The 19,215-nt window shown below is 56.4% G+C and carries 20 protein-coding genes and 2 tRNA genes; 8 read left to right on the top strand and 14 right to left on the bottom strand.

Going from position 1 to position 19,215, the window contains the following annotated elements:
- Window positions 1–11 precede the first annotated feature (11 nt).
- The 10 genes from nusA to rlmE form a co-directional block, all read right to left on the bottom strand.
- Window positions 12–1,514: a transcription termination factor NusA gene (gene nusA / locus OKC43_RS15245; RefSeq protein WP_005338808.1), complete on the bottom strand. Its 1,503-nt coding sequence runs from the start codon at window positions 1,512–1,514 to the stop codon at window positions 12–14.
- Between the two features lie 14 nt (window positions 1,515–1,528).
- Window positions 1,529–1,987, bottom strand: a complete 459-nt coding sequence (gene rimP, locus OKC43_RS15240) for a ribosome maturation factor RimP (RefSeq protein WP_005338809.1) — start codon at window positions 1,985–1,987, stop codon at window positions 1,529–1,531.
- A 166-nt stretch (window positions 1,988–2,153) separates the two neighbouring features.
- Window positions 2,154–2,230: transfer RNA gene (locus OKC43_RS15235), tRNA-Met, on the bottom strand.
- 92 nt (window positions 2,231–2,322) lie between these two features.
- Window positions 2,323–2,407, bottom strand: a tRNA-Leu gene (locus tag OKC43_RS15230).
- Between the two features lie 7 nt (window positions 2,408–2,414).
- Window positions 2,415–2,741: a preprotein translocase subunit SecG gene (gene secG / locus OKC43_RS15225; protein ID WP_005338811.1), complete on the bottom strand. Its 327-nt coding sequence runs from the start codon at window positions 2,739–2,741 to the stop codon at window positions 2,415–2,417.
- On the bottom strand, window positions 2,742–3,506 hold the full coding sequence (gene tpiA / locus OKC43_RS15220) for a triose-phosphate isomerase (protein WP_236271697.1): 765 nt from the start codon (window positions 3,504–3,506) through the stop codon (window positions 2,742–2,744).
- A gap of 131 nt (window positions 3,507–3,637) precedes the next feature.
- Window positions 3,638–4,972, bottom strand: a complete 1,335-nt coding sequence (glmM, locus tag OKC43_RS15215) for a phosphoglucosamine mutase (RefSeq protein WP_270659433.1) — start codon at window positions 4,970–4,972, stop codon at window positions 3,638–3,640.
- Window positions 4,973–4,987: 15 nt separating this feature from the next.
- On the bottom strand, window positions 4,988–5,833 hold the full coding sequence (folP, locus tag OKC43_RS15210; RefSeq protein WP_236271696.1) for a dihydropteroate synthase: 846 nt from the start codon (window positions 5,831–5,833) through the stop codon (window positions 4,988–4,990).
- A 59-nt stretch (window positions 5,834–5,892) separates the two neighbouring features.
- On the bottom strand, window positions 5,893–7,839 hold the full coding sequence (gene ftsH / locus OKC43_RS15205) for an ATP-dependent zinc metalloprotease FtsH (protein ID WP_042060094.1): 1,947 nt from the start codon (window positions 7,837–7,839) through the stop codon (window positions 5,893–5,895).
- Window positions 7,840–7,884: 45 nt separating this feature from the next.
- Window positions 7,885–8,514, bottom strand: coding sequence for a 23S rRNA (uridine(2552)-2'-O)-methyltransferase RlmE (rlmE, locus tag OKC43_RS15200; protein ID WP_005338828.1), 630 nt, complete (start codon window positions 8,512–8,514; stop codon window positions 7,885–7,887).
- A gap of 97 nt (window positions 8,515–8,611) precedes the next feature.
- Between rlmE and yhbY the strand changes: the two genes are divergently transcribed.
- Window positions 8,612–8,908 (top strand): ribosome assembly RNA-binding protein YhbY, encoded by a 297-nt coding sequence (yhbY, locus tag OKC43_RS15195; protein WP_005338829.1) that lies wholly within the window; start codon window positions 8,612–8,614, stop codon window positions 8,906–8,908.
- Window positions 8,909–9,011: 103 nt separating this feature from the next.
- The gene (locus tag OKC43_RS15190; RefSeq protein WP_043822834.1) at window positions 9,012–9,593 is read left to right on the top strand and encodes a hypothetical protein; all 582 of its coding nucleotides are present in this window, start codon (window positions 9,012–9,014) and stop codon (window positions 9,591–9,593) included.
- Between the two features lie 76 nt (window positions 9,594–9,669).
- Here the strand turns inward: OKC43_RS15190 and greA are convergent, their stop codons facing one another.
- The 3 genes from greA to pomA form a co-directional block, all read right to left on the bottom strand.
- Window positions 9,670–10,146 (bottom strand): transcription elongation factor GreA, encoded by a 477-nt coding sequence (gene greA, locus OKC43_RS15185; protein ID WP_005338833.1) that lies wholly within the window; start codon window positions 10,144–10,146, stop codon window positions 9,670–9,672.
- A gap of 156 nt (window positions 10,147–10,302) precedes the next feature.
- Window positions 10,303–11,196, bottom strand: a complete 894-nt coding sequence (locus OKC43_RS15180; RefSeq protein WP_103250974.1) for a flagellar motor protein MotB — start codon at window positions 11,194–11,196, stop codon at window positions 10,303–10,305.
- Between the two features lie 8 nt (window positions 11,197–11,204).
- On the bottom strand, window positions 11,205–11,963 hold the full coding sequence (pomA, locus tag OKC43_RS15175) for a flagellar motor protein PomA (protein ID WP_005349525.1): 759 nt from the start codon (window positions 11,961–11,963) through the stop codon (window positions 11,205–11,207).
- A 211-nt stretch (window positions 11,964–12,174) separates the two neighbouring features.
- Here pomA and xseB point away from each other — a divergent pair, with 211 nt between their 5' ends.
- From xseB to dxs, 3 genes are read left to right on the top strand one after another with little or no spacing between them, the layout of a single operon-like run.
- Window positions 12,175–12,426 carry an exodeoxyribonuclease VII small subunit gene (gene xseB / locus OKC43_RS15170; RefSeq protein WP_005338838.1) on the top strand — a complete coding sequence of 84 codons (252 nt, stop codon included), beginning with the start codon at window positions 12,175–12,177 and terminating at the stop codon, window positions 12,424–12,426.
- The gene (gene ispA, locus OKC43_RS15165) at window positions 12,427–13,317 is read left to right on the top strand and encodes a (2E,6E)-farnesyl diphosphate synthase (RefSeq protein ID WP_270659429.1); all 891 of its coding nucleotides are present in this window, start codon (window positions 12,427–12,429) and stop codon (window positions 13,315–13,317) included.
- A gap of 21 nt (window positions 13,318–13,338) precedes the next feature.
- The gene (gene dxs, locus OKC43_RS15160; RefSeq protein ID WP_236271694.1) at window positions 13,339–15,207 is read left to right on the top strand and encodes a 1-deoxy-D-xylulose-5-phosphate synthase; all 1,869 of its coding nucleotides are present in this window, start codon (window positions 13,339–13,341) and stop codon (window positions 15,205–15,207) included.
- Between the two features lie 161 nt (window positions 15,208–15,368).
- On the opposite strand, the gene ushA is transcribed toward dxs, so the two are convergent.
- Complete coding sequence (gene ushA / locus OKC43_RS15155; RefSeq protein WP_236271693.1) at window positions 15,369–17,093, bottom strand: bifunctional UDP-sugar hydrolase/5'-nucleotidase UshA; 1,725 nt, start codon at window positions 17,091–17,093, stop codon at window positions 15,369–15,371.
- A gap of 268 nt (window positions 17,094–17,361) precedes the next feature.
- On the opposite strand from ushA, the gene OKC43_RS15150 reads away from it, so the two are divergent.
- The 3 genes from OKC43_RS15150 to OKC43_RS15140 all read left to right on the top strand — a co-directional run bounded on the left by OKC43_RS15150 (window position 17,362) and on the right by OKC43_RS15140 (window position 19,169).
- Window positions 17,362–17,706, top strand: coding sequence for a DUF2956 domain-containing protein (locus OKC43_RS15150; protein ID WP_005349520.1), 345 nt, complete (start codon window positions 17,362–17,364; stop codon window positions 17,704–17,706).
- A gap of 144 nt (window positions 17,707–17,850) precedes the next feature.
- Complete coding sequence (locus OKC43_RS15145; RefSeq protein ID WP_005335280.1) at window positions 17,851–18,186, top strand: hypothetical protein; 336 nt, start codon at window positions 17,851–17,853, stop codon at window positions 18,184–18,186.
- A gap of 113 nt (window positions 18,187–18,299) precedes the next feature.
- Window positions 18,300–19,169, top strand: a complete 870-nt coding sequence (locus OKC43_RS15140; RefSeq protein WP_236271692.1) for a hypothetical protein — start codon at window positions 18,300–18,302, stop codon at window positions 19,167–19,169.
- Window positions 19,170–19,215: the final 46 nt, after the last annotated feature.

Here is a 19,215-nt window from a genome sequence, read left to right as displayed (position 1 = left end):
TCCGTTTGATCTTACTCGGACTGCTCTTCTCCGAACCAACAGATATTGCGAGCAGCCATAATGAGCTCACCTGCCTTCTCGGCAGTCAGCCCTTCAATATCAGCAAGGTCATCGATACCTTGCTCAGCCAAATCTTCCAGGGTGCCCACGCCACGGCCCGCCAGAGCGTAAGCCAGTTCGCGGCTCAGACCGTTCAGATTGAGCAGCTCTTCGGACGGCTCAACGCCATCAAAAGACTCTTCTTTGGCCAGTGCCTTGGTAGTCAGGGCATCTTTGGCGCGCTTGCGCAGCTCTTCGACCATGTCTTCATCCAGACCGTCGATAGCCAGCAGCTCGTTGACCGGTACAAAGGCGATCTCTTCCAGGGTAGAGAAGCCCTCTTCCATCAGCAGACCGGCGAAATCGTCGTCGATGTCCAGGGTGCTGGTGAACAGGTTCATGATGCGGTCGTTTTCGGCCTGGTGCTTGGCACGCATGTCCTCAACGGTCATCACATTCAGCTCCCAACCAGTCAGCTGGGAGGCCAGACGCACGTTCTGACCATTGCGACCGATGGCCTGAGCCAGGTTGGCAGCTTCCACGGCGATATCCATGGTGTGGTTGTCTTCATCAACGATGATGGAGGCCACATCGGCAGGCGCCATGGCATTGATTACGTACTGGGCCGGGTTGTCATCGTACAGCACGATGTCGGCGCGCTCACCGCTCAGCTCGGCGGAGACAGCTTGCACACGGGCACCACGCATGCCGATACAGGCACCAATCGGGTCGATACGACGATCGTTGGTCTTCACCGCGATCTTGGCGCGGGAACCCGGATCACGGGCAGCGCCCATGATTTCGATCATCTCTTCACCGATCTCCGGTACTTCGATACGGAACAGCTCTTTCAGGAAGTCCGGGCTGGAACGGCTGACAAACAGCTGGGAACCACGAGCTTCCGGGCGTACTGCGTAGAGCAGGCCACGGACACGGTCGCCCGGGCGGAAGGTTTCACGCGGCAGCATGTCATCACGGAAGATCACGGCTTCAGCATTGCTGCCCAGATCCAGGATGACGTTGTCGCGGTTACTCTTCTTGACCACACCACTGATGATGGTGCCTTCTTTATCTTTAAACTGATCAACTACTTGTGAACGCTCGGCTTCACGCACTTTCTGCACGATAACCTGCTTGGCGGTCTGGGTAGTGATACGGTCGAAGGTTACAGAGTCGATCTGGTCTTCAACATACTCACCGATCTGGATCTCCGGCTGATCAATTTGTGCCGCTTCCAGGGTGATTTCAGCATAGGGGTTCTCCATCGCGGCTTGATCCGCAATGACTACCCAGCGGCGATAAGTGTCGTAGTCACCGGTCTTGCGATCGATTTCGACCCGAACTTCAATCTCGCCTTCATATTTCTTCTTGGTCGCAGTCGCCAGCGCGGTTTCCAGAGCCTGGAAGATCTTCTCGCGGGGTACCGCTTTCTCGTTGGATACTGCGTCAACGACCAGCAAAATCTCTTTATTCATATCCGATAGCCTCGTTAACCAAAGTTCGGCACTATGTTCGCTTTTTGGATATTGGTGAAAGCCAACACGTCGTCCTTACCATCTACTGTCAGGGTGATCATGTCGCCTTGCACAGCTTTGATTACGCCTTTGAACTTGCGGCGGTTGTTTGTTGCCATCCGAAGCGTTACCGCCGCCTCTTGGCCAACGTATTTTTCGAAATGGGCAACCTTGAACAGGGGACGATCCAGACCGGGGGAGGATACCTCGAGGTAATACTCCTCGGTGATGGGATCTTCGACGTCCATGATGGCGCCAACCTGATGGCTGACCTCAGCACAGTTCTCGACAGTCACACCCTGCTCGCCGTCGATATAGACACGCAAGGTGGAGTGTTTACCCGCACGGATAAACTCAATACCCCAAAGTTCAAAACCCAAGGCAACGACCGGAGCCTCGAGCAGATCGGTCAAACGTTGTTCCAACGTAGCCAAAGTCACCCTCCGAAAAACAAAAAAAGGGCATAAAGCCCAGATAGATATCGATTCAGAGTAAATTGCACATAACAAAAAGCCCCGATGTCAAATCGGGGCTTGGCGCTTTACCCTGATTGTCGCCTCGCAGCGACCGCCTTCCTGAGCGTAGGAAATGCGTGAAATTTGGTTGCGGGGGCCGGATTTGAACCGACGACCTTCGGGTTATGAGCCCGACGAGCTACCATGCTGCTCCACCCCGCGTCCGAAATCGTGCGAGATTATAGCCACTTCACTCTCTCGATACAAGACTGACTGGCTATAATACACTCGGTTTCCCGAGCTCACTGCTTAATTGGTGCCGTGGGCGGGACTCGAACCCGCACACCCTAGAGCACTACCCCCTCAAGATAGCGTGTCTACCAATTCCACCACCACGGCAAAACTCTTACTCGGGAACGTCAGTATCTTTCTTCACTGGCGCTTTGGTCTGCTCAACCTGTTGGGTTTGTTGCAGATTTTCCCATTCACTACCCTGCTTTACCTTGTTGCTGGACATAGATCCAAGCACCAGGCTGATAACGAAAAACAGAGTAGCCAAAATTGCTGTTGTTCGGGTCAGGAAACTGCCTGAACCACCGGAGCCGAATACTGTGTTCGATGCCCCTGCGCCGAAGGAGGCGCCCATATCAGCCCCTTTACCTTGCTGAATCATCACCAGACCAATCAGAGCCAGTGAAACCAGCAGATAAACGACTAAAAGAATCTCGTACATTTAACTTGCACCCTTTGCCGCTTCAACAATTCCTAAAAACGCATCGCTATCGAGGCTTGCTCCGCCAATCAGTCCGCCATCAATGTCGGGCTGTGCAAACAAATCTCTCGCGTTGCTCGGCGTTACGCTCCCACCATAGATGATTCTAACTTTCTCACCTATTACCGGAGTATCCTCCGCCAAGCGACCGCGTATAAAGGAATGAACCTCTTGTGCCTGCTCGGGTGTGGCGCATTTACCTGTACCTACAGCCCAAATCGGCTCGTAGGCGATGATAGCATTATCGAAAGCCATCGCGCCATTTTTCTCTATGACTATATCCAGCTCTTCAGCGATCACCTCGAAGGCTCTTCTCGCCTGCCTCGCCGCACCTGATTCACCTAAACAGAGGATGGGAATCAAGCCTGCCGCTCTGGCTGCCGCAAACTTCTCTGCGACGATAAAACTGGTCTCACCAAAGAGACGCCTGCGCTCGGAGTGCCCTACCAATACGTAACGACACCCTGCCTCAACCAGCATCCGACACGAGATTTCTCCAGTGTAAGCGCCAGTAGCGTGCTGACTCACATTCTGAGCCCCCAACTTTATTACCTTCTGCTCATTGAGCAGTGAAGCGCTAAAATCGAGATGCACATGGGAAGGACATAGAACCACATCTACTTTTCCGTCAACGCCGTTTAGACACTGACCCGTAAACTGCTCTAACTGCGACCTACTACCGTGCAACTTCCAGTTGGCTGCTACAAACGGCTTGCGATATCCCATCGACAACTCCCTTGCGAAAGCGGGGCTGATAATATCCAGAGGATGCTCAGCTGACAAGTGCTATTTTTAAATTTTTGAATCGTTTGAACAAGATACAACCAGGGCGGCTAAAAAGCCGCCCTGGTTGTTCATTAAAACGCCGATTCAACCTGCTTGGCGATGCGCTGAGCCATGTCACGTACGTGCTGTTCATGCTCCCCTTCGACCATGACCCGGATCAGCGGTTCGGTACCTGATTTACGCAACAGTACGCGACCACGGCCAGCCAGCTCCTGTTCCACCTTGGCAACCTCAGCCATGACAGCATCCGCGGCCAGCGGATCCTTGCCTTCGGCAAAACGAACATTCACCAGCACCTGCGGGAACTTGCTCATGCCGGAGCGCAGCTTGGCCAGCGGCATCTCGGCACTGCGCATGGCGGTAAGCACCTGCAAGGCGGCGACGATGCCATCACCCGTAGTTGTCTGATCCAGGCAGATGATGTGGCCGGAGTTCTCGCCACCAATACGCCAGCCCTTCTCTTCCATCATCTCCAGCACATAGCGGTCACCCACCTTGGCACGGGCAAACGGAATACCCAGGGTTTGCAGCGCCAGCTCCAGACCCATGTTGGCCATCAGGGTGCCGACGACACCGCCTTTGAGTCGACCATTGCGCAGAGCATCGCGCGCGATGATATAGAGCACTTCATCACCATCGATGAGATAGCCGGTGTGGTCAACCATGATCAGACGGTCACCATCACCATCAAAGGCAACCCCCAGATCGGCCTTGCACTCCAGTACCTTGGCAACCAGAGCGTCAGGTGCAGTCGAACCGACACCATCGTTGATGTTGAGACCATCCGGGGCACAGCCCATGGTGATCACTTCAGCACCCAGCTCGCGGAAAACCGACGGCGCAATGTGGTAAGTGGCACCGTGACCACAATCGACCACCATTTTCACCCCATCCAGATTCATGTGAGAGGGGAAGGTGCTCTTGCAGAATTCGATATAGCGACCGGCGGCATCATCAATGCGCACCGCTTTGCCAAGTTCGGCCGACTCGACACACTTGAGCTCGTGATCCAGCTCGGCTTCGATAGCCAGCTCGACATCATCGGGCAGCTTGGTGCCGTCGGCGGAGAAGAACTTGATGCCGTTGTCGTAGAAGGGGTTGTGGGAAGCACTGATGACGATGCCAGCTTCGGCACGGAAAGTGCGAGTCAGGTAGGCAACCGCCGGCGTGGGCATGGGCCCCATCAGAATGGCTTTAAGGCCTGCCGCGGAGAGCCCCGCTTCCAGCGCGGATTCCAGCATGTAACCGGAGATTCGGGTATCTTTGCCAATCAGCACCTTTTTGGTGCCCTTCTTGGAGAGCACCTTGCCGGCAGCCCAACCCAATTTCATTACAAAATCAGGGGTGATCGGGTATTCGCCAACCTTGCCGCGTACACCATCGGTACCGAAATACTTTCTTGCCATTGTCTGTTCTCTTTATTATCTGGAAATAAAATCTTGTCCCGTCATTGCCAGCCAACCGACGCGCAATGCGTCCATGGTCTCCCGTACATCGTGTACCCTGATGATGCGGGCCCCATGCTGCATGCCGATAAGGGCGCATGCCAGACTGCCCGCCAGACGCTCATCCACCGGACGGCCCAGCAGGTTGCCTATCATAGACTTTCGCGACATCCCCACCAATAGCGGCAAGCCATAATCAAGCAGTTCCTTTTGAGCCGCCAACAGCTGATAGTTGTGGGCAAGGGTTTTGCCAAAGCCATATCCCGGATCCAGCAACAGCTCTTCACGACGGATCCCGACCGCCAGACAAGCCGCAATACGCTCATCAAAGAAGGCGCGTACCTCCCCGATCAGGTCGTCATAGTGCGGCTCGACTTGCATGGTTCGCGGCTGACCTTGCATGTGCATCAGGCAGACAGGAACAGCAGCTTCGGCCGCGGCCTGCAGCGCTCCAGGCTCTTGCAGCGCCCGCACATCGTTGATCAGATGGGCACCTGCCTTGCAACCCTCCCGCATCACAGCCGCTTTGGAGGTATCGAGGGAGATCATCACATCCAGCTCACGAACCATCTGCTCCACAACAGGAATGACCCTGTCCAGCTCCTCCTGCTCGTTCACATCGGGCGCACCAGGGCGGGTTGACTCGCCACCGATGTCGATGAGGGTCGCACCGTCAGAGACCATCTGGCGCGCATGGGCCATTGCCCGTTCAAACTGGTTGAAATTACCGCCATCAGAGAAGGAGTCGGGCGTCACATTGAGGATCCCCATCACATGGGGACGATCGAGGGAGAGGCTGAGCCCCTTGCTGGTTAACTGCATTTTCACGTCCATCTGATAAAGAAAAACCCCGGGCAAGCCCGGGGTTTGGAGAGTCACAATTATTTGGCCGGAGCGTCGTTGGCTTTGTCGATAGTGACATCCGCCACCGGTGCAGCCTCATCGGCAGGCTTGGCCTCGGCAGCCACGGTGGAACCGCCTTGCGGGGTATCACCGTGCTCGTCATGCCAGTTGCTCGGAGCACGAACCTCGCGACGCGCCATCAGATCATCGATCTGCTTGGCATCGATGGTTTCGTACTTCATCAGCGCATCTTTCATGCTGTGCAACACGTCCATGTTATCCAGCAGGATCTGCTTGGAACGGGCGTAGTTGCGGTCGATGACCTGCTTGACTTCGGCATCGATAACGCGAGCGGTATCGTCGGACATGTGCTTGGCCTTGGCCATGCTGCGACCGAGGAATACTTCACCATCTTCTTCCGCGTAGAGCATTGGGCCGAGACGCTCGGACATACCCCACTGGGTCACCATCTTGCGTGCAATCTCGGTCGCCCGCTCGATGTCGTTGGAAGCGCCGGTCGATACCTTCTCGGCACCGTAGATCAGCTCTTCTGCCAGACGACCGCCATACAGGCTGGAGATCATCGACTCCAGATGCTGCTTGGAGTGGCTCCAGCGATCCTGCTCCGGCAGATACATGGTCACACCCAGCGCACGACCGCGCGGAATGATGGAGACCTTGTAAACCGGGTCATGATCAGGGACCAGACGACCAATGATGGCGTGACCGGCTTCGTGATAAGCCGTCATCTCCTTCTCGGACTCTTTCATCACCATGGAGCGACGTTCCGCACCCATCATGATCTTGTCCTTGGCCTTCTCGAACTCGGCCATGGAGACCACTCGGCGGCTCTCACGAGCAGAGAAGAGGGCTGCCTCGTTGACCAGGTTGGCCAAATCCGCCCCGGAGAAACCGGGGGTGCCACGGGCAATCAGCGCCGGATTGACGTCATCCGCCAACGGCACTTTGCGCATGTGCACTTTCAGGATCTGCTCGCGACCACGGACATCCGGCAGACCGACGACAACCTGACGGTCGAAACGGCCCGGACGCAGCAGTGCCGGATCCAGTACGTCAGGACGGTTGGTGGCAGCAATGACAATGATGCCTTCATTGCCTTCAAAACCATCCATTTCGACCAACATCTGGTTAAGGGTCTGCTCACGTTCATCGTGACCACCACCCAGACCGGCGCCACGCTGACGACCGACCGCATCAATTTCATCGATGAAGATGATGCAGGGGGAAGATTTCTTGGCCTGTTCGAACATGTCACGCACCCGGGAGGCACCGACACCGACGAACATCTCCACGAAATCGGAACCAGAGATTGTGAAGAACGGCACCTTGGCCTCGCCCGCAATGGCCTTGGCCAGCAGGGTCTTACCGGTACCGGGAGGACCAACCAGCAGCACACCGGTCGGGATCTTGCCACCCAGTTTCTGGAATTTGCTCGGGTCGCGCAGATAGTCGACCAGCTCCTTCACCTCTTCCTTGGCTTCATCACAACCTGCAACGTCGGCAAAGGTAGTCTTGATCTGATCTTCGCTCATCAGGCGAGCCTTGCTCTTGCCGAACGACATGGCACCTTTGCCACCACCGCCCTGCATCTGACGCATGAAGAAGACCCAGACACCGATCAGCAGCAGCATCGGGAACCAGGAGATGAAGATAGAGGTTAACAGAGACGGCTCTTCCGGCTTCTCACCCATCACTTTGACATTGTGATTGAGCATGTCGTTGAGCAGCTGGGGATCCGGCGCAGGGATGATGGTGGTGAATCGTTCACCAGTACGCTTGACGCCATTAATGACCTTACCGTCCATCCGCACTTCACGGATCTGCTCTTGGGTCACCTCTTTAACGAAGCTGGAATAGTCCAGCTGGCGACTGGTGGTATCGCTGGGGCTGAAGCTATTGAACACCGACATCAAAACGACGGCGATGACCAGCCACAGGATTAAGTTTTTCGCCATGTCACTCAAATCAGTAACCTCGCAGACTGACAGTTAACGATGAAGGTTAGGGTACTACAGTTTAAAACCGGTAGCCACAATGTAGACTTCCCGTGATCTGGCGCGGGATGAGTCTGGTTTACGAATTTTGACAGCGGAGAAAAGTTTACGAATTTCATTGAGATAGGCATCAAAGCCCTCTCCCTGAAACACCTTCACTACGAAACTGCCGTCACTACGCAATACCTGATTGCACATGTCCAGCGCCAGCTCGACCAGATACATGGCGCGAGCCTGATCCACCTGCTGGGTACCGCTCATGTTGGGCGCCATATCAGACATCACGACATCGACCTTGTCGGGGCCCACTCGCTCCAGCAAGGCGCCGAGTACAGTTTCCTCCCGAAAGTCTCCTTGCAGGAAATCGACACCAGCAATGGGATCCATCGGCAAAATGTCACATGCGATGACGCGACCCGAATCACCAACCTGTTCAACCGCGAACTGGGACCAACCACCGGGGGCTGCTCCCAAATCCACTACGGTCATGCCATGTTTCAGCAAGCGATCCTTGCCCTGGATCTCGTCAATCTTGAAAACAGCACGAGAACGCAGGCCCATTTTCTGGGCTTTTTTGACGTATTGATCGTCGAAATGTTCTTTTAACCAGCGAGTTGAACTGGGGGAACGTTTTTTCTGGGTCATGATAATCGACTTTAAAAAACCACAAGGGTTATTAGTATTAAGGGCTAAGTGGGGGTAGAATACGCCCCTTTCAACCCTGACTTATGAAGAAATTGCGATGATTCTCAACAATAAACAGAAACAGTACCTCAAGGGCCTTGCCCATAGCCTCAAGCCTGTCGTCCTGCTGGGTCAGCATGGTCTGACCGAAGGTGTACTGGCCGAGATCGATCTGGCACTGAACCATCACGAGCTGATCAAGGTTAAGGTTGCCTCTGAAGATCGCGAAATGAAACAACTGGTTATGGATGCTATCGTCCGTGAAACCGGTTCAATCAAGGTGCAAAGCATGGGTCATGTGCTGACCATTTATCGTCAAGCCAACGAACCCAAAATCCAGCTGCCCCGCAAGTAAAAGGAAAGAGCATCGCTCTTTCCTTATTCCACTTCTTCCCGAGTCGCTTGCCAAAGTAGTCGCAAAGCCCTTAACCTGCGATGAATACTTCCGGACACGCATTATGGCTCACCATCCTATTCTGACCGACGATGAGCTGGCCATGCTGCGGGACTTGGGGAGCAATCAGGACACCCATGTTCTGAGTGGTCACCTCGATGCCCCCATGCTTGGCTTGCTGCAAAAAGCCGAACACCTTGTACTCGAAGCCCGCTTCGCAGGCCATCAGCTGCGTTTTCCCCTGAGCTTTACCCAAGGGGAAGATGGCTTCGTCGAGCCCCGGTTATCTGCACCGGTCATCAGGGAGCTGGGATTTGCGCAACCGCGCGCCTGGCGTCTCACACAAAAAGCCAAACTTTGCAGCGAGCTGGGCCTGTTTCAGGTACTCAGCCTCTCCCTCAACGGCCTCATCGTGGAAAATTTGCCAACCGACATGGTGGCCGATACCCCCATCAACGGCGAGCTCTGCATCGAGCAAGAGGCCCCTCTTCCACTGCAGGGACGACTGGTAAGGCGCATCAAAGCCAATGCCGACCATGCCACCTGGGCACTGAGCTTTCAAATGAGCGAGAGCAACATCGAACGGCTGCGCCACTGGTTGTTTCAGCGTCATCAGGACGCATTTACCGAGGCGTATCTGTCCTGATTTTTATCAATAATCATATAGATAAAGACAAACAGGGGAGCGCCAGCCCCCCTGTTTCATCGTCTGTAGCATTCGCTTAGATGTAAGCGACTTCCAGTACTTCGTATTCCACATCACCGCCCGGCGTCTTGACGATAGCGACATCGTCCACTTCCTTGCCAATCAGGGCGCGGGCAATGGGAGAGTTGACAGAGATGAGGTTCTGTTTGATATCAGCCTCATCGTCACCCACGATGCGGTAGACCACCTCTTCCTCTGTCTCGCTCTTGAGCAGAGTCACCGTCGCGCCAAAAATCACGCGACCGTTGTTGGTCATCTTGGTGACATCGATCACCTGCGCATTGGAGAGCTTGGCTTCAATCTCCTGAATGCGGCCTTCACAGAACCCCTGCTGCTCGCGAGCGGCATGGTATTCGGCGTTTTCCTTCAGATCACCGTGCTCACGGGCATCGGCAATCGCTTCGATAATCTGGGGACGAAGCTCGGTCTTGAGATAATCGAGCTCTTCGCGCAGCTTCTCAGCGCCGCGAACAGTCATCGGAGTATGATTCATAGTCGAAACCTGGGTTGCTTGAAAATAGAAACTGCGGCCATCTGCAAGGAGGCCGCAGCAATCGGTTCGGATGAGGCATCTTAATATGAAGCCAACACAAAATCCACGTCAGCCCCCTGATGCAGATCCCACTTGCGTCATCGACATTCCCTTCGCTTACTTCCCTTCCGGTACGGAAATGGGGGACGAAACGGTCGGTTTGCCCTGCATGATGGCGATCTCGACCCGCCGGTTCATCCGACGATTTTCCGGGGTGGTATTGGGCACCAATGGTTGGGAGTCCGCCATCCCCTGCACCACCAGTCGCCCCTGATCAAAACCGGGGACCTTCAGCATCTGGTGCGCCACCGCCACCGCCCGTTGCGACGACAACTCCCAGTTGGACTGGAACAGCTCATCTTCGGTCGCCACGTTGTCGGTGTGACCGGAGATGGTGATTTCACCCGGCACATCCTTGAGCAGGGTCGCTACCTTGCGAATGACCGGCCAGAACTGTGGCTGCAGAAATGCCGAACCGGCCGGGAAAGATGCTTTTTCCCTGATCCGGATGATGATCTGCTGGCCCAACGCTTCAATTTCGATGGCACCATCCTGGATCTGATCTTTCATTTGCTCGGCGAGTGCTTTGGCCAGGGTATTGGACTGTTCTTGCGCCTTCTTCGCATCCTGCGCGGTATCGCCCCCCGTCTGCTTGCCATCACTCTTGTCCTGACCACCGGCCTGATCCGACTCGCCGGGCAGAAACTCCAGTTCTGTCTGGGTCAGATCGATAGTCTGCTGCATCACAGTATCAATTGGCGTGGGTTCCGGGCGACCGGGCCTAAACTCCTGGGCAATCACCGAGGTTCCCTTGGGAATATCTTTCACCTCAAGGATGTTCTGTACCCCGAATGCCTTGTCCATGGAACCGGCTATCTGTTTGAACTTCTGCACATCCATCTCGGCAAAGGAGAGCAACAGCACGAAGAAGCACATCAACAGCGACATCAGGTCGGCAAAGGTTCCCATGTAACCAGGGAGACCTGGTGGCGGGCACTTGCAATCAGACATAGCGCCCCCTATTCGGTGCCAGTATTACGTTTGGACTGGTTCAGATAGTTTTGCAGCATGGACTGGATCACCCGCGGGTTCTGGCCATCCTGAATCCCCATAATGGCATCAAGGATCAGGGTACGACTGAGCTTCTCCTCCCCGCTGCGCAGCTCCAGCTTGTCGGCAATCGGGATCGCCAACATATTGGCCTCTATCGCACCGTACAGGGTGGTAAGCAAGGCCACCGCCATCGCCGGCCCGATCGACTTGGGGTCACTCATGTTGGCCAGCATGGCCACCAGACCCACCAACGTACCTATCATCCCCATGGCAGGGCCCAGATCCCCAAGGGTACGGAAGACCTTGATGGCAATGACATGGCGCTCGGCTGTCAGGTCGATATCCTTTTCCATCACGGCGCGCACCACTTCGGCATCGTGACCATCCACCAGCATATCGATCCCTTTTTTCATAAATGCATTGGGGATCTCTGCGGCCTCCAGCGCAAGAAAGCCCCCTTTGCGAGCCGCGTCAGCCAGTTCAACGGCTTTGGTAATCAGGTCTTCAAGCTTGTCGCCCTTGTACATAAAGGCTTTGCCCGCCACCTTGAATGCCATCAGGAACTGGCCAAGGTTGAACTTCATCATGGCGATGAAGATTGAGCCCAATACAGTGATGTAGACCGATGGCATATCCACATACATGCTCATGGGGCCACCCAGCAGCATGCCGTACACCACCACCCCGAAACCCAGCACTATCCCTATCAGACTGCCTAGATCCACGTCCCTACTCCTGTCACCGGTTCTTATGTCTATTTATAGTCTGTTGAATTTTCTGCTATTGCGACCCATGCGGCAAGCATGCATCCACTGAGAATGATGGCTCATTATCGGCCAGTTTAGCGAGAGTTTGAGAGGGCAATGCTTTTCTGCCTCCCCCCTGTGGACGGTCGATGTTAATATAAGCCGTTTTTTTCAATCCCCGAGGATGGACATGGCCAGTAAAAAAATCGACCGTCTGAGTTTTGATGCCACTCTGGAAGAGCTGGAAACCATCGTTCATCAGCTGGAACAAGGTTCCCTACCCCTGGAAGAGGCACTCAAGCAGTTCGAGCAGGGCGTTCATCTGGTTCGGGCCGGTCAGCAGAAGCTGGAACTGGCCGAACAGAAGATCCAGATCCTGCTCAGTCAAGCCGATGGCAGTGACCAGCTCGCCCCCTTCCAGCCAGAACAAGGAGAGGAGTGAGTGGCGCTGGACCATTTTTCCCGTCTGCATCGTCAGCGTATTGACGACTGTCTGTCAGCACAACTTGAATCCTTGCCCGCCATGGCGCCGCGTCTGCGCGATGCCATGAGTTATGGCCTGCTGCTGGGCGGCAAACGGGTTCGCCCGTTTCTGGTCTACGCGGTCGGCGAGATGCTGGGCGTCAAGAGCGAACTGCTGGATGGCCCCGCGGCTGCCGTGGAGTGCATCCACGCCTACTCCCTGCTGCACGATGACCTGCCCGCCATGGATAACGACGACCTGCGTCGTGGTCAGCCAACCGTTCACAAGGCGTTTGACGAAGGCACCGCCATTCTGGCCGGTGATGCGCTGCAGACCCTGGCCTTCTCCATTCTGGCCGATCACCCCATGCCCGATACCTTGATGGCCAACCGGGTGCGGATGCTGAGTACCCTCGCCCGCGCCTCCGGCTATCTGGGTATGTGTGGCGGCCAGGCGCTGGATCTGCAGGCCGAAGGGCGCCAGATCTCGCTCGCCGAACTGGAGCAGATACACCGCCACAAGACCGGTGCACTGATTGAATGTGCCGTGGCGCTCGGCGCCCTGTGCAAAGCCGATGTCGATGACGCCACGCTGGCTGCCCTGCAAACCTATGCCGCCGCAATTGGCCTCGCCTTTCAGGTGCAGGATGACATCCTTGACATCACAGGTGATACCGCCACCTTGGGCAAGCCACAAGGTTCTGACCTGGCGCTGGAGAAAAGTACCTATCCGGCCCTGCTCGGACTCGAAAATGCCCGTGAGCTGGCTCGCGAACTGCATGGGAAAGCCTTAACAGCCCTGCAATCCTTGCCCTACAATACCGACATTCTGGAAGCGTTTGCCGATTACATCATCGAGCGAACCCACTAAACGCTGGATAACAGTAACAATATGAGCGTTGATATTAGCAATTTCCCCAACCTGGCCCTCGCGGACACTCCGGTCGAGCTGCGTTCCTTGCCCAAAGATCGGCTGCCGGTGCTGTGCAACGAGCTGCGCGAATATCTGCTGCGCTCAGTCAGCCGCTCCAGCGGACACTTTGCCTCCGGTCTCGGCACGGTCGAACTGACCGTCGCCCTGCACTACGTCTACAACACCCCGTTCGATCGGCTGATCTGGGATGTGGGCCATCAGGCCTATCCCCACAAGATCCTGACTGGGCGCCGTGACCAGATCCACACCATCCGGCAGAAGGATGGCCTGCACCCCTTCCCCTGGCGTGGCGAGAGCGAGTATGACGTGCTCTCCGTCGGCCACTCCAGCACCTCCATCGGTGCGGCGCTCGGTATGGCGGTCGCCGCCGAGAGTGAAGGGCTGGGTCGCAAGGTGGTGGCGGTGATCGGTGACGGTGCCATTACCGCAGGGATGGCCTTTGAAGCGCTCAACCACGCCGGCGATGTCCATAAAGACATGCTGGTGATCCTCAACGACAACGAGATGTCCATCTCCGAGAATGTCGGGGCGCTGAACAACCATCTGGCCCGGGTCATGTCCGGCAAGCTCTATACCACCATCCGCGAAGGTGGCAAGAAGGTGCTGGCGGGTCTGCCGCCGGTCAAGGAGCTGGCCAAGCGGGCCGAAGAGCACCTCAAGGGGATGGTGGTGCCCGGCACCCTGTTCGAGGAGTTCGGCTTCAACTATATCGGCCCCATCGACGGTCACGATATCGAGGCGCTGGTCGAGACCCTGCGCAACATGCGCAACCTCAAGGGCCCGCAGCTGCTGCACGTCAAGACCAAGAAGGGCAAGGGTTACGAGCCAGCAGAGAAAGATCCCATCGGCTATCACGCTGTGCCCAAGTTTAATCCGGACGAATGTTCCCTACCCAAGGCAAGCGGTGCCAAACCCACCTTCTCCGCCATCTTTGGCCAGTGGCTGTGCGACATGGCTGCCAAAGACGAGAAGCTGGTTGGCATCACCCCCGCCATGCGCGAAGGTTCCGGGCTGGTGAAATTCAGCCAGCAGTATCCGGATCGCTACTTCGATGTGGCCATTGCCGAGCAGCATGCAGTCACGTTCGCTGCGGGTCTTGCCATCGCCGACAAGAAGCCGGTGGTGGCTATCTATTCGAGCTTCCTGCAGCGCGCCTACGATCAGGTGATCCACGACGTAGCGCTGCAAGATCTGCCGGTGCTATTCGCCATCGACCGGGCCGGTCTGGTGGGCGCCGATGGCCCGACCCATCAGGGGGCGTTCGACATCAGCTTCCTGCGCACCGTGCCCAACATGGTAGTGATGACGCCATCTGATGAGAACGAGTGCCGCCAGATGCTCTATACCGGCTATATCCATCAGGGCCCTGCCGCAGTACGTTACCCGCGCGGCAGCAGCCTGAGCGATACGCCCATCTCGTCAGAGATGCAGGCACTGGAGCTTGGCAAGGGACGCATTATTCGAGAGGGCAAAGGCACAGCTATTCTGGCCTTTGGCACCCTGCTGCACCACGCGAAAGCGGCGGCCGAAGCACTGGATGCCACCCTGGTGGATATGCGCTTCGTCAAGCCGATGGATGAGGCGCTGGTGCTGTCGCTGGCGGCTAGCCACGATCACTTCGTCACCATCGAAGACAACGCCATCATGGGCGGCGCCGGTTCGGCGGTGAACGAACTGCTGATGCGCAGCAAACAGTGCAAGCCGGTGCTCAACCTCGGCCTGCCGGATCGCTTCGTCGAACAGGGCACCCAGCAGGAGATCTATGCCCTGCTCGGTCTGGACGATGCTGGCATCCAGCGCAGCATCGAAAGCTGGCTGCAAGCCTGACGAGACACGAACAGCTCAGAAAGTGCGTGTCACCATGATGTGATGCAATAGACAGGAAAATTCAGTAACGGTTCGAAAAAATCCCCAGGTAATGCCTGGGGATTTTTTTAAGATGACAGCAGAGTGTGACTACTGTTGTGACGATACCGAATCGACAGCTCTTAGTTACACCCTTCGGCAGATGTTGAATTCAGATAGGTCACCTCATTGGACGGTTGATAATCGGCCACGTTGATCACCTTCTTGATCTCGATGAACTCTTTCAGCACGGCTGCATCCACCAAGCCGGCATTGATGGTATCGATCTTCGGATAGCCGTCACCACCAGAGGCGCTGAAGCTCGGGATCGCGAAGCTGTAGGTTGCTGCCGGATCAAACGCCTTGCCACCGATACTGGTGATATTGACGCTCTTGGCCTGGCAATCTACCGCCATGTTGATACCGCCAAACTGGGCATAACCACCGGTATTGCGAGTCTTGCTTGCCACCTGGCCCAGATAGGTCGCCAGATCGCTTCCCTTCATGACAGCCTTGTTGACCGTGTTGCCAAACGGGTGCACCAGCAGCACGCTGCGGTAGGTGATATCACCGGCCGGGATGCTGTCGCGCACACCGCCTGAGTTGACGATACCAAAGTCGACACCCAGCTTGCTGCTGGTCGCAGTGGTGATGAGGCGACCTAGGTTGGTCTGCTTGTTGCGAACCGAGTTGCGATCACCAACCAGCAAGCCATCTGCCGAGCCAATGACGACATTCAACTCTTGCTGACCTTTCTCCTGATAACCCAGCAGGGTGTTATACAGCTCGGGATCCTTGGTGATCTCGTCCTGTACGAACTGCATCTTGGCTGGATCCTTGGTCACGGCGCCGTTGGCATCGATCGCCTCGCCCTTGGCGTTGCGCTTGATCAGGTTGACCGGGATCAGGTCATAGCTGGTCAGGGTCAATTTGCCATTCTGGTACTCAAACTGGGCACGGCCCACATACTTGCCCCACTCGTGAGCCTGCATGATCCAGGTACCGTTCTGCTGATCTGGCTGGCAGTTATCACCCGGTTTGAAATTGGCGTACTTGTTGGTGGTGCCCGGCTCCATACAGACCGGATTCTGGGAGTGGCCACCAATGATGGCATCCAGAGTCCCTGCCGGCAGTGCACGAGCCATCTCTACATCGCCCGGCGCATTGCTGCCGTGCTGACCATTCTCGTAATGGCCCATGTGAGTGATGGCGAAGACCAGATTGGCCTCCTTGTTGCTGCGGATCTGCTGGCCCAGTTTGGCCGCCTCGCTGGTCGGATCGCGGAACTCCAGGGTCTGCACGTTGTTGGGATCAACCAGCTGGGCGGTATCCTCGGTGGTCAGACCCAGTACGGCAACCTTGAGACCGCTCTCCAGCTTGAACACCTTGTAGGGGTCAAAGTAGTGTTTACCGCTGGCCTTGTCATAGATGTTGGCCGAGAGCATGGGGAACTGGGCCCACTTGCGCTGCTTCTCCAGTACGCTGAGGGGATTGTCGAATTCATGGTTGCCCACCGCCATGGCATCGTAGCGAATGTTGTTCATCGCCATGAAGTCAGGCTCGGCGTCCTGCAGATCGGACTCCGGCACCCCGGTATTCACATCACCACCGGAAAGAACCAGTACGTCACTGCCAGCAGCCTTGGCATCGGCACGCAGCTGCTCGACCAGAGTCTTCTGGGCAGCCATACCATACTCATTTTCAGCGTTGTGCCAGAAACGGCCGTGGGTATCGTTGGTGTGCAGGATAGTCAGTTTGCAGACATTTTCGGTGCAGGGTGCAACGGTGTCATTGGTCGAGGTATTACAGCCAGTCAGTGCAGCAAGCACGGCCAGTGCCACGCCGCCTTTGATAAAGTTATTATTCATTTCCATATCACCTTGATTGTTTTGTTATTTATCAACCCTGTCCAGCGGGTCGGGCGCCAATATAACAAACAACAGATGACCGTTTTTCATCGATGACTCACAAATTCTGCTAATTGTGATCTTCGGCCCAACATCCGGCTTCCTGCTGATTTGTCAGGTTTTTTGTTGAGCTGTCACTCACTTGTTCCCCTCCCGCACCAAGGAGACGCCACCCGGACGCGCCTTTATGGCATACTCCCCAGCCAGCCATGCCCGAGGAGATGATTTGATGGCCAAGTACGACAAGATTTCCCCCGAGACCCAGCAGGAGGCGATGAAAATTGCCCGTGCCAACCAGAAGCCGGGGCAGACCAAGGAACAGACCCAGCTTATCGCGCAAGGGATCCAGAAAGGCATCGACGAATACAAGAAACAGATGAAGGCGCGGGCCCGTGAAGCGAGCCGCCAGAAGAAATTGCAGGCCAAAGCCAGGCAGCCACAGGGCGCGCCCCAAACCGAAGAACAAGACGATCAGCTGGAGCTGGTTGAAGTAAGCCATCAGCATCCCCTGCCCTGGATATTGCTGGTGCTGAGCTGGCTGGGATTTGCTGCAGCCTGGTTCTGGTTGCACTAAGAGTGCGCTAGCAAACTTTTATCCGGGATCCTCTTCACAGCCCGGACCCGGACTGCTGGTGATTACCTGCGAAGAGTGATTAAATCCCGCGCCTCTTGCACCGGACACCCGGTTTTTTGACGATCAGTTTTCAGGAAAGATGTTATGAACCCCGCTCCGCTCTATCTGCTGGCCCCTTTTGTTCTGTTCCTTGTGACCATGCTGCTCTATCGCATTTCGCCGCTGCGGGCGGTCGCCGCCGGCGGGGTACGCTGGTTTATCCTCCCCGCCTTCACCCTGTTTATTTTACTGATCATCATCAACGGTGCCGCCGATCCCACCCTGCGCGATCCAGCATTCCACTGGTTGATGCCGGGCCTTGGCTTTGCCCTGAGCCTGTTTCCGGCCCTGCCCAAGGCGCTGGTGCCACGGCTCGCCATCAAGGAGGGGGCCTTTGCCGCCCTCGGTCTGATGCTGATGAGCCTGGCCATGGTCTACTGACCAACCGGCCACAGCACTTAGCATGATGCAAGGGGCGCTCTGTGACGGGCACCCCTTGTACAAACAATGGCCTGCAGGCATCTTGGTGACAGGATAACCAGCAAGGAGGCCAAATGGACAATCCGCCCGATTTCATGGCGCTGTGGGATTATCAGGATCCCGCCGCCAGCGCCCTGCGTTTTCACACCCTTCTTCCCGAAGCGCGCGCCGCCGCCGACCTGCAGCTCGAACTGGAGTTGCTGACCCAAATTGCCCGCACCCATTCGCTGCAGCGCCAGTTTGCCGAAGCCCATCAGCTGCTCGACGAGATAGCGCCTCGCCTCACCGATAAAACCCCCAGAGCGCGGATCAGGGCCCTGCTGGAACGAGGCCGCACCTTTAACTCGGCGGGCGACAAAGCCAGTGCCAAACCGCTGTTTGAACAAGCCTGGCAATGGGGGCTCAAGGAGAAAGAAACCTATCTCGCCATCGACGCCGCTCACATGATCGCCATCGCCGCACCGCTGGAAGAGCAGAGCCGCTGGCATCAACTGGCGATGGAGCTGGCGGAACGCAGCAGTGACGAGAAGGTGCGTGGCTGGCTGGCCCCCCTTTACAACAATCAGGGCTGGACCCTGTTCGAACTGGGCCGCTTTGATGAGGCGAAAATCCAGCAGCAGAAGTGTCTGGCCTGGCATCTGCAACATAACCAGCCGGCCAAGGCGTTTATCGCTCGCTGGAGTCTGGCTCGCCTGACCCGGGCCCAGGGTCAGCACCAGCAGGCACTGGCAGAGCTGCACCAACTCAAGGCCGATATGGCCGAGGCTGGCGAACCTGAGGATGGTTATCTGTTCGAGGAGCTGGGGGAGAATGCCTTGGTGCTGGACGATCCGCTGGCCGCGGAATACTTCTCCCGCGCCTGGTTTCTGCTGTCACAGGACCGCTGGTTCAGCGCCAACGAGGGGGAGCGACTGGCCCGCCTCAAGCGCCTCGCCAAACTCTGATCCCCCAAAATAGAAAGGGCGGCACGCTAGCCGCCCTTTCTGCTGG

It is taken from the genome of Aeromonas sp. Y289-2 (assembly GCF_027705925.1).
GTDB classification, from domain to species: Bacteria; Pseudomonadota; Gammaproteobacteria; order Enterobacterales; family Aeromonadaceae; genus Aeromonas; species Aeromonas veronii.
Note: the sequence above shows the minus strand (reverse complement) of the source record. Positions and strands in the feature narration are given on the sequence as shown.

Coding starts and splice junctions, on each gene's coding strand:
- OKC43_RS15180 (WP_103250974.1), bottom strand. CDS start 11,196: ATGTCTGATTGCAAGTGCCCGCCACCAGGTCTCCCTGGTTACATGGGA.
- rlmE (WP_005338828.1), bottom strand. CDS start 8,514: ATGACCCAGAAAAAACGTTCCCCCAGTTCAACTCGCTGGTTAAAAGAA.
- glmM (WP_270659433.1), bottom strand. CDS start 4,972: ATGGCAAGAAAGTATTTCGGTACCGATGGTGTACGCGGCAAGGTTGGC.
- OKC43_RS15140 (WP_236271692.1), top strand. CDS start 18,300: ATGGACAATCCGCCCGATTTCATGGCGCTGTGGGATTATCAGGATCCC.
- folP (WP_236271696.1), bottom strand. CDS start 5,833: ATGCAGTTAACCAGCAAGGGGCTCAGCCTCTCCCTCGATCGTCCCCAT.
- secG (WP_005338811.1), bottom strand. CDS start 2,741: ATGTACGAGATTCTTTTAGTCGTTTATCTGCTGGTTTCACTGGCTCTG.
- OKC43_RS15150 (WP_005349520.1), top strand. CDS start 17,362: ATGGCCAAGTACGACAAGATTTCCCCCGAGACCCAGCAGGAGGCGATG.
- xseB (WP_005338838.1), top strand. CDS start 12,175: ATGGCCAGTAAAAAAATCGACCGTCTGAGTTTTGATGCCACTCTGGAA.
- greA (WP_005338833.1), bottom strand. CDS start 10,146: ATGAATCATACTCCGATGACTGTTCGCGGCGCTGAGAAGCTGCGCGAA.
- OKC43_RS15145 (WP_005335280.1), top strand. CDS start 17,851: ATGAACCCCGCTCCGCTCTATCTGCTGGCCCCTTTTGTTCTGTTCCTT.
- yhbY (WP_005338829.1), top strand. CDS start 8,612: ATGATTCTCAACAATAAACAGAAACAGTACCTCAAGGGCCTTGCCCAT.
- nusA (WP_005338808.1), bottom strand. CDS start 1,514: ATGAATAAAGAGATTTTGCTGGTCGTTGACGCAGTATCCAACGAGAAA.
- tpiA (WP_236271697.1), bottom strand. CDS start 3,506: ATGGGATATCGCAAGCCGTTTGTAGCAGCCAACTGGAAGTTGCACGGT.
- dxs (WP_236271694.1), top strand. CDS start 13,339: ATGAGCGTTGATATTAGCAATTTCCCCAACCTGGCCCTCGCGGACACT.
- ushA (WP_236271693.1), bottom strand. CDS start 17,093: ATGAATAATAACTTTATCAAAGGCGGCGTGGCACTGGCCGTGCTTGCT.
- OKC43_RS15190 (WP_043822834.1), top strand. CDS start 9,012: ATGGCTCACCATCCTATTCTGACCGACGATGAGCTGGCCATGCTGCGG.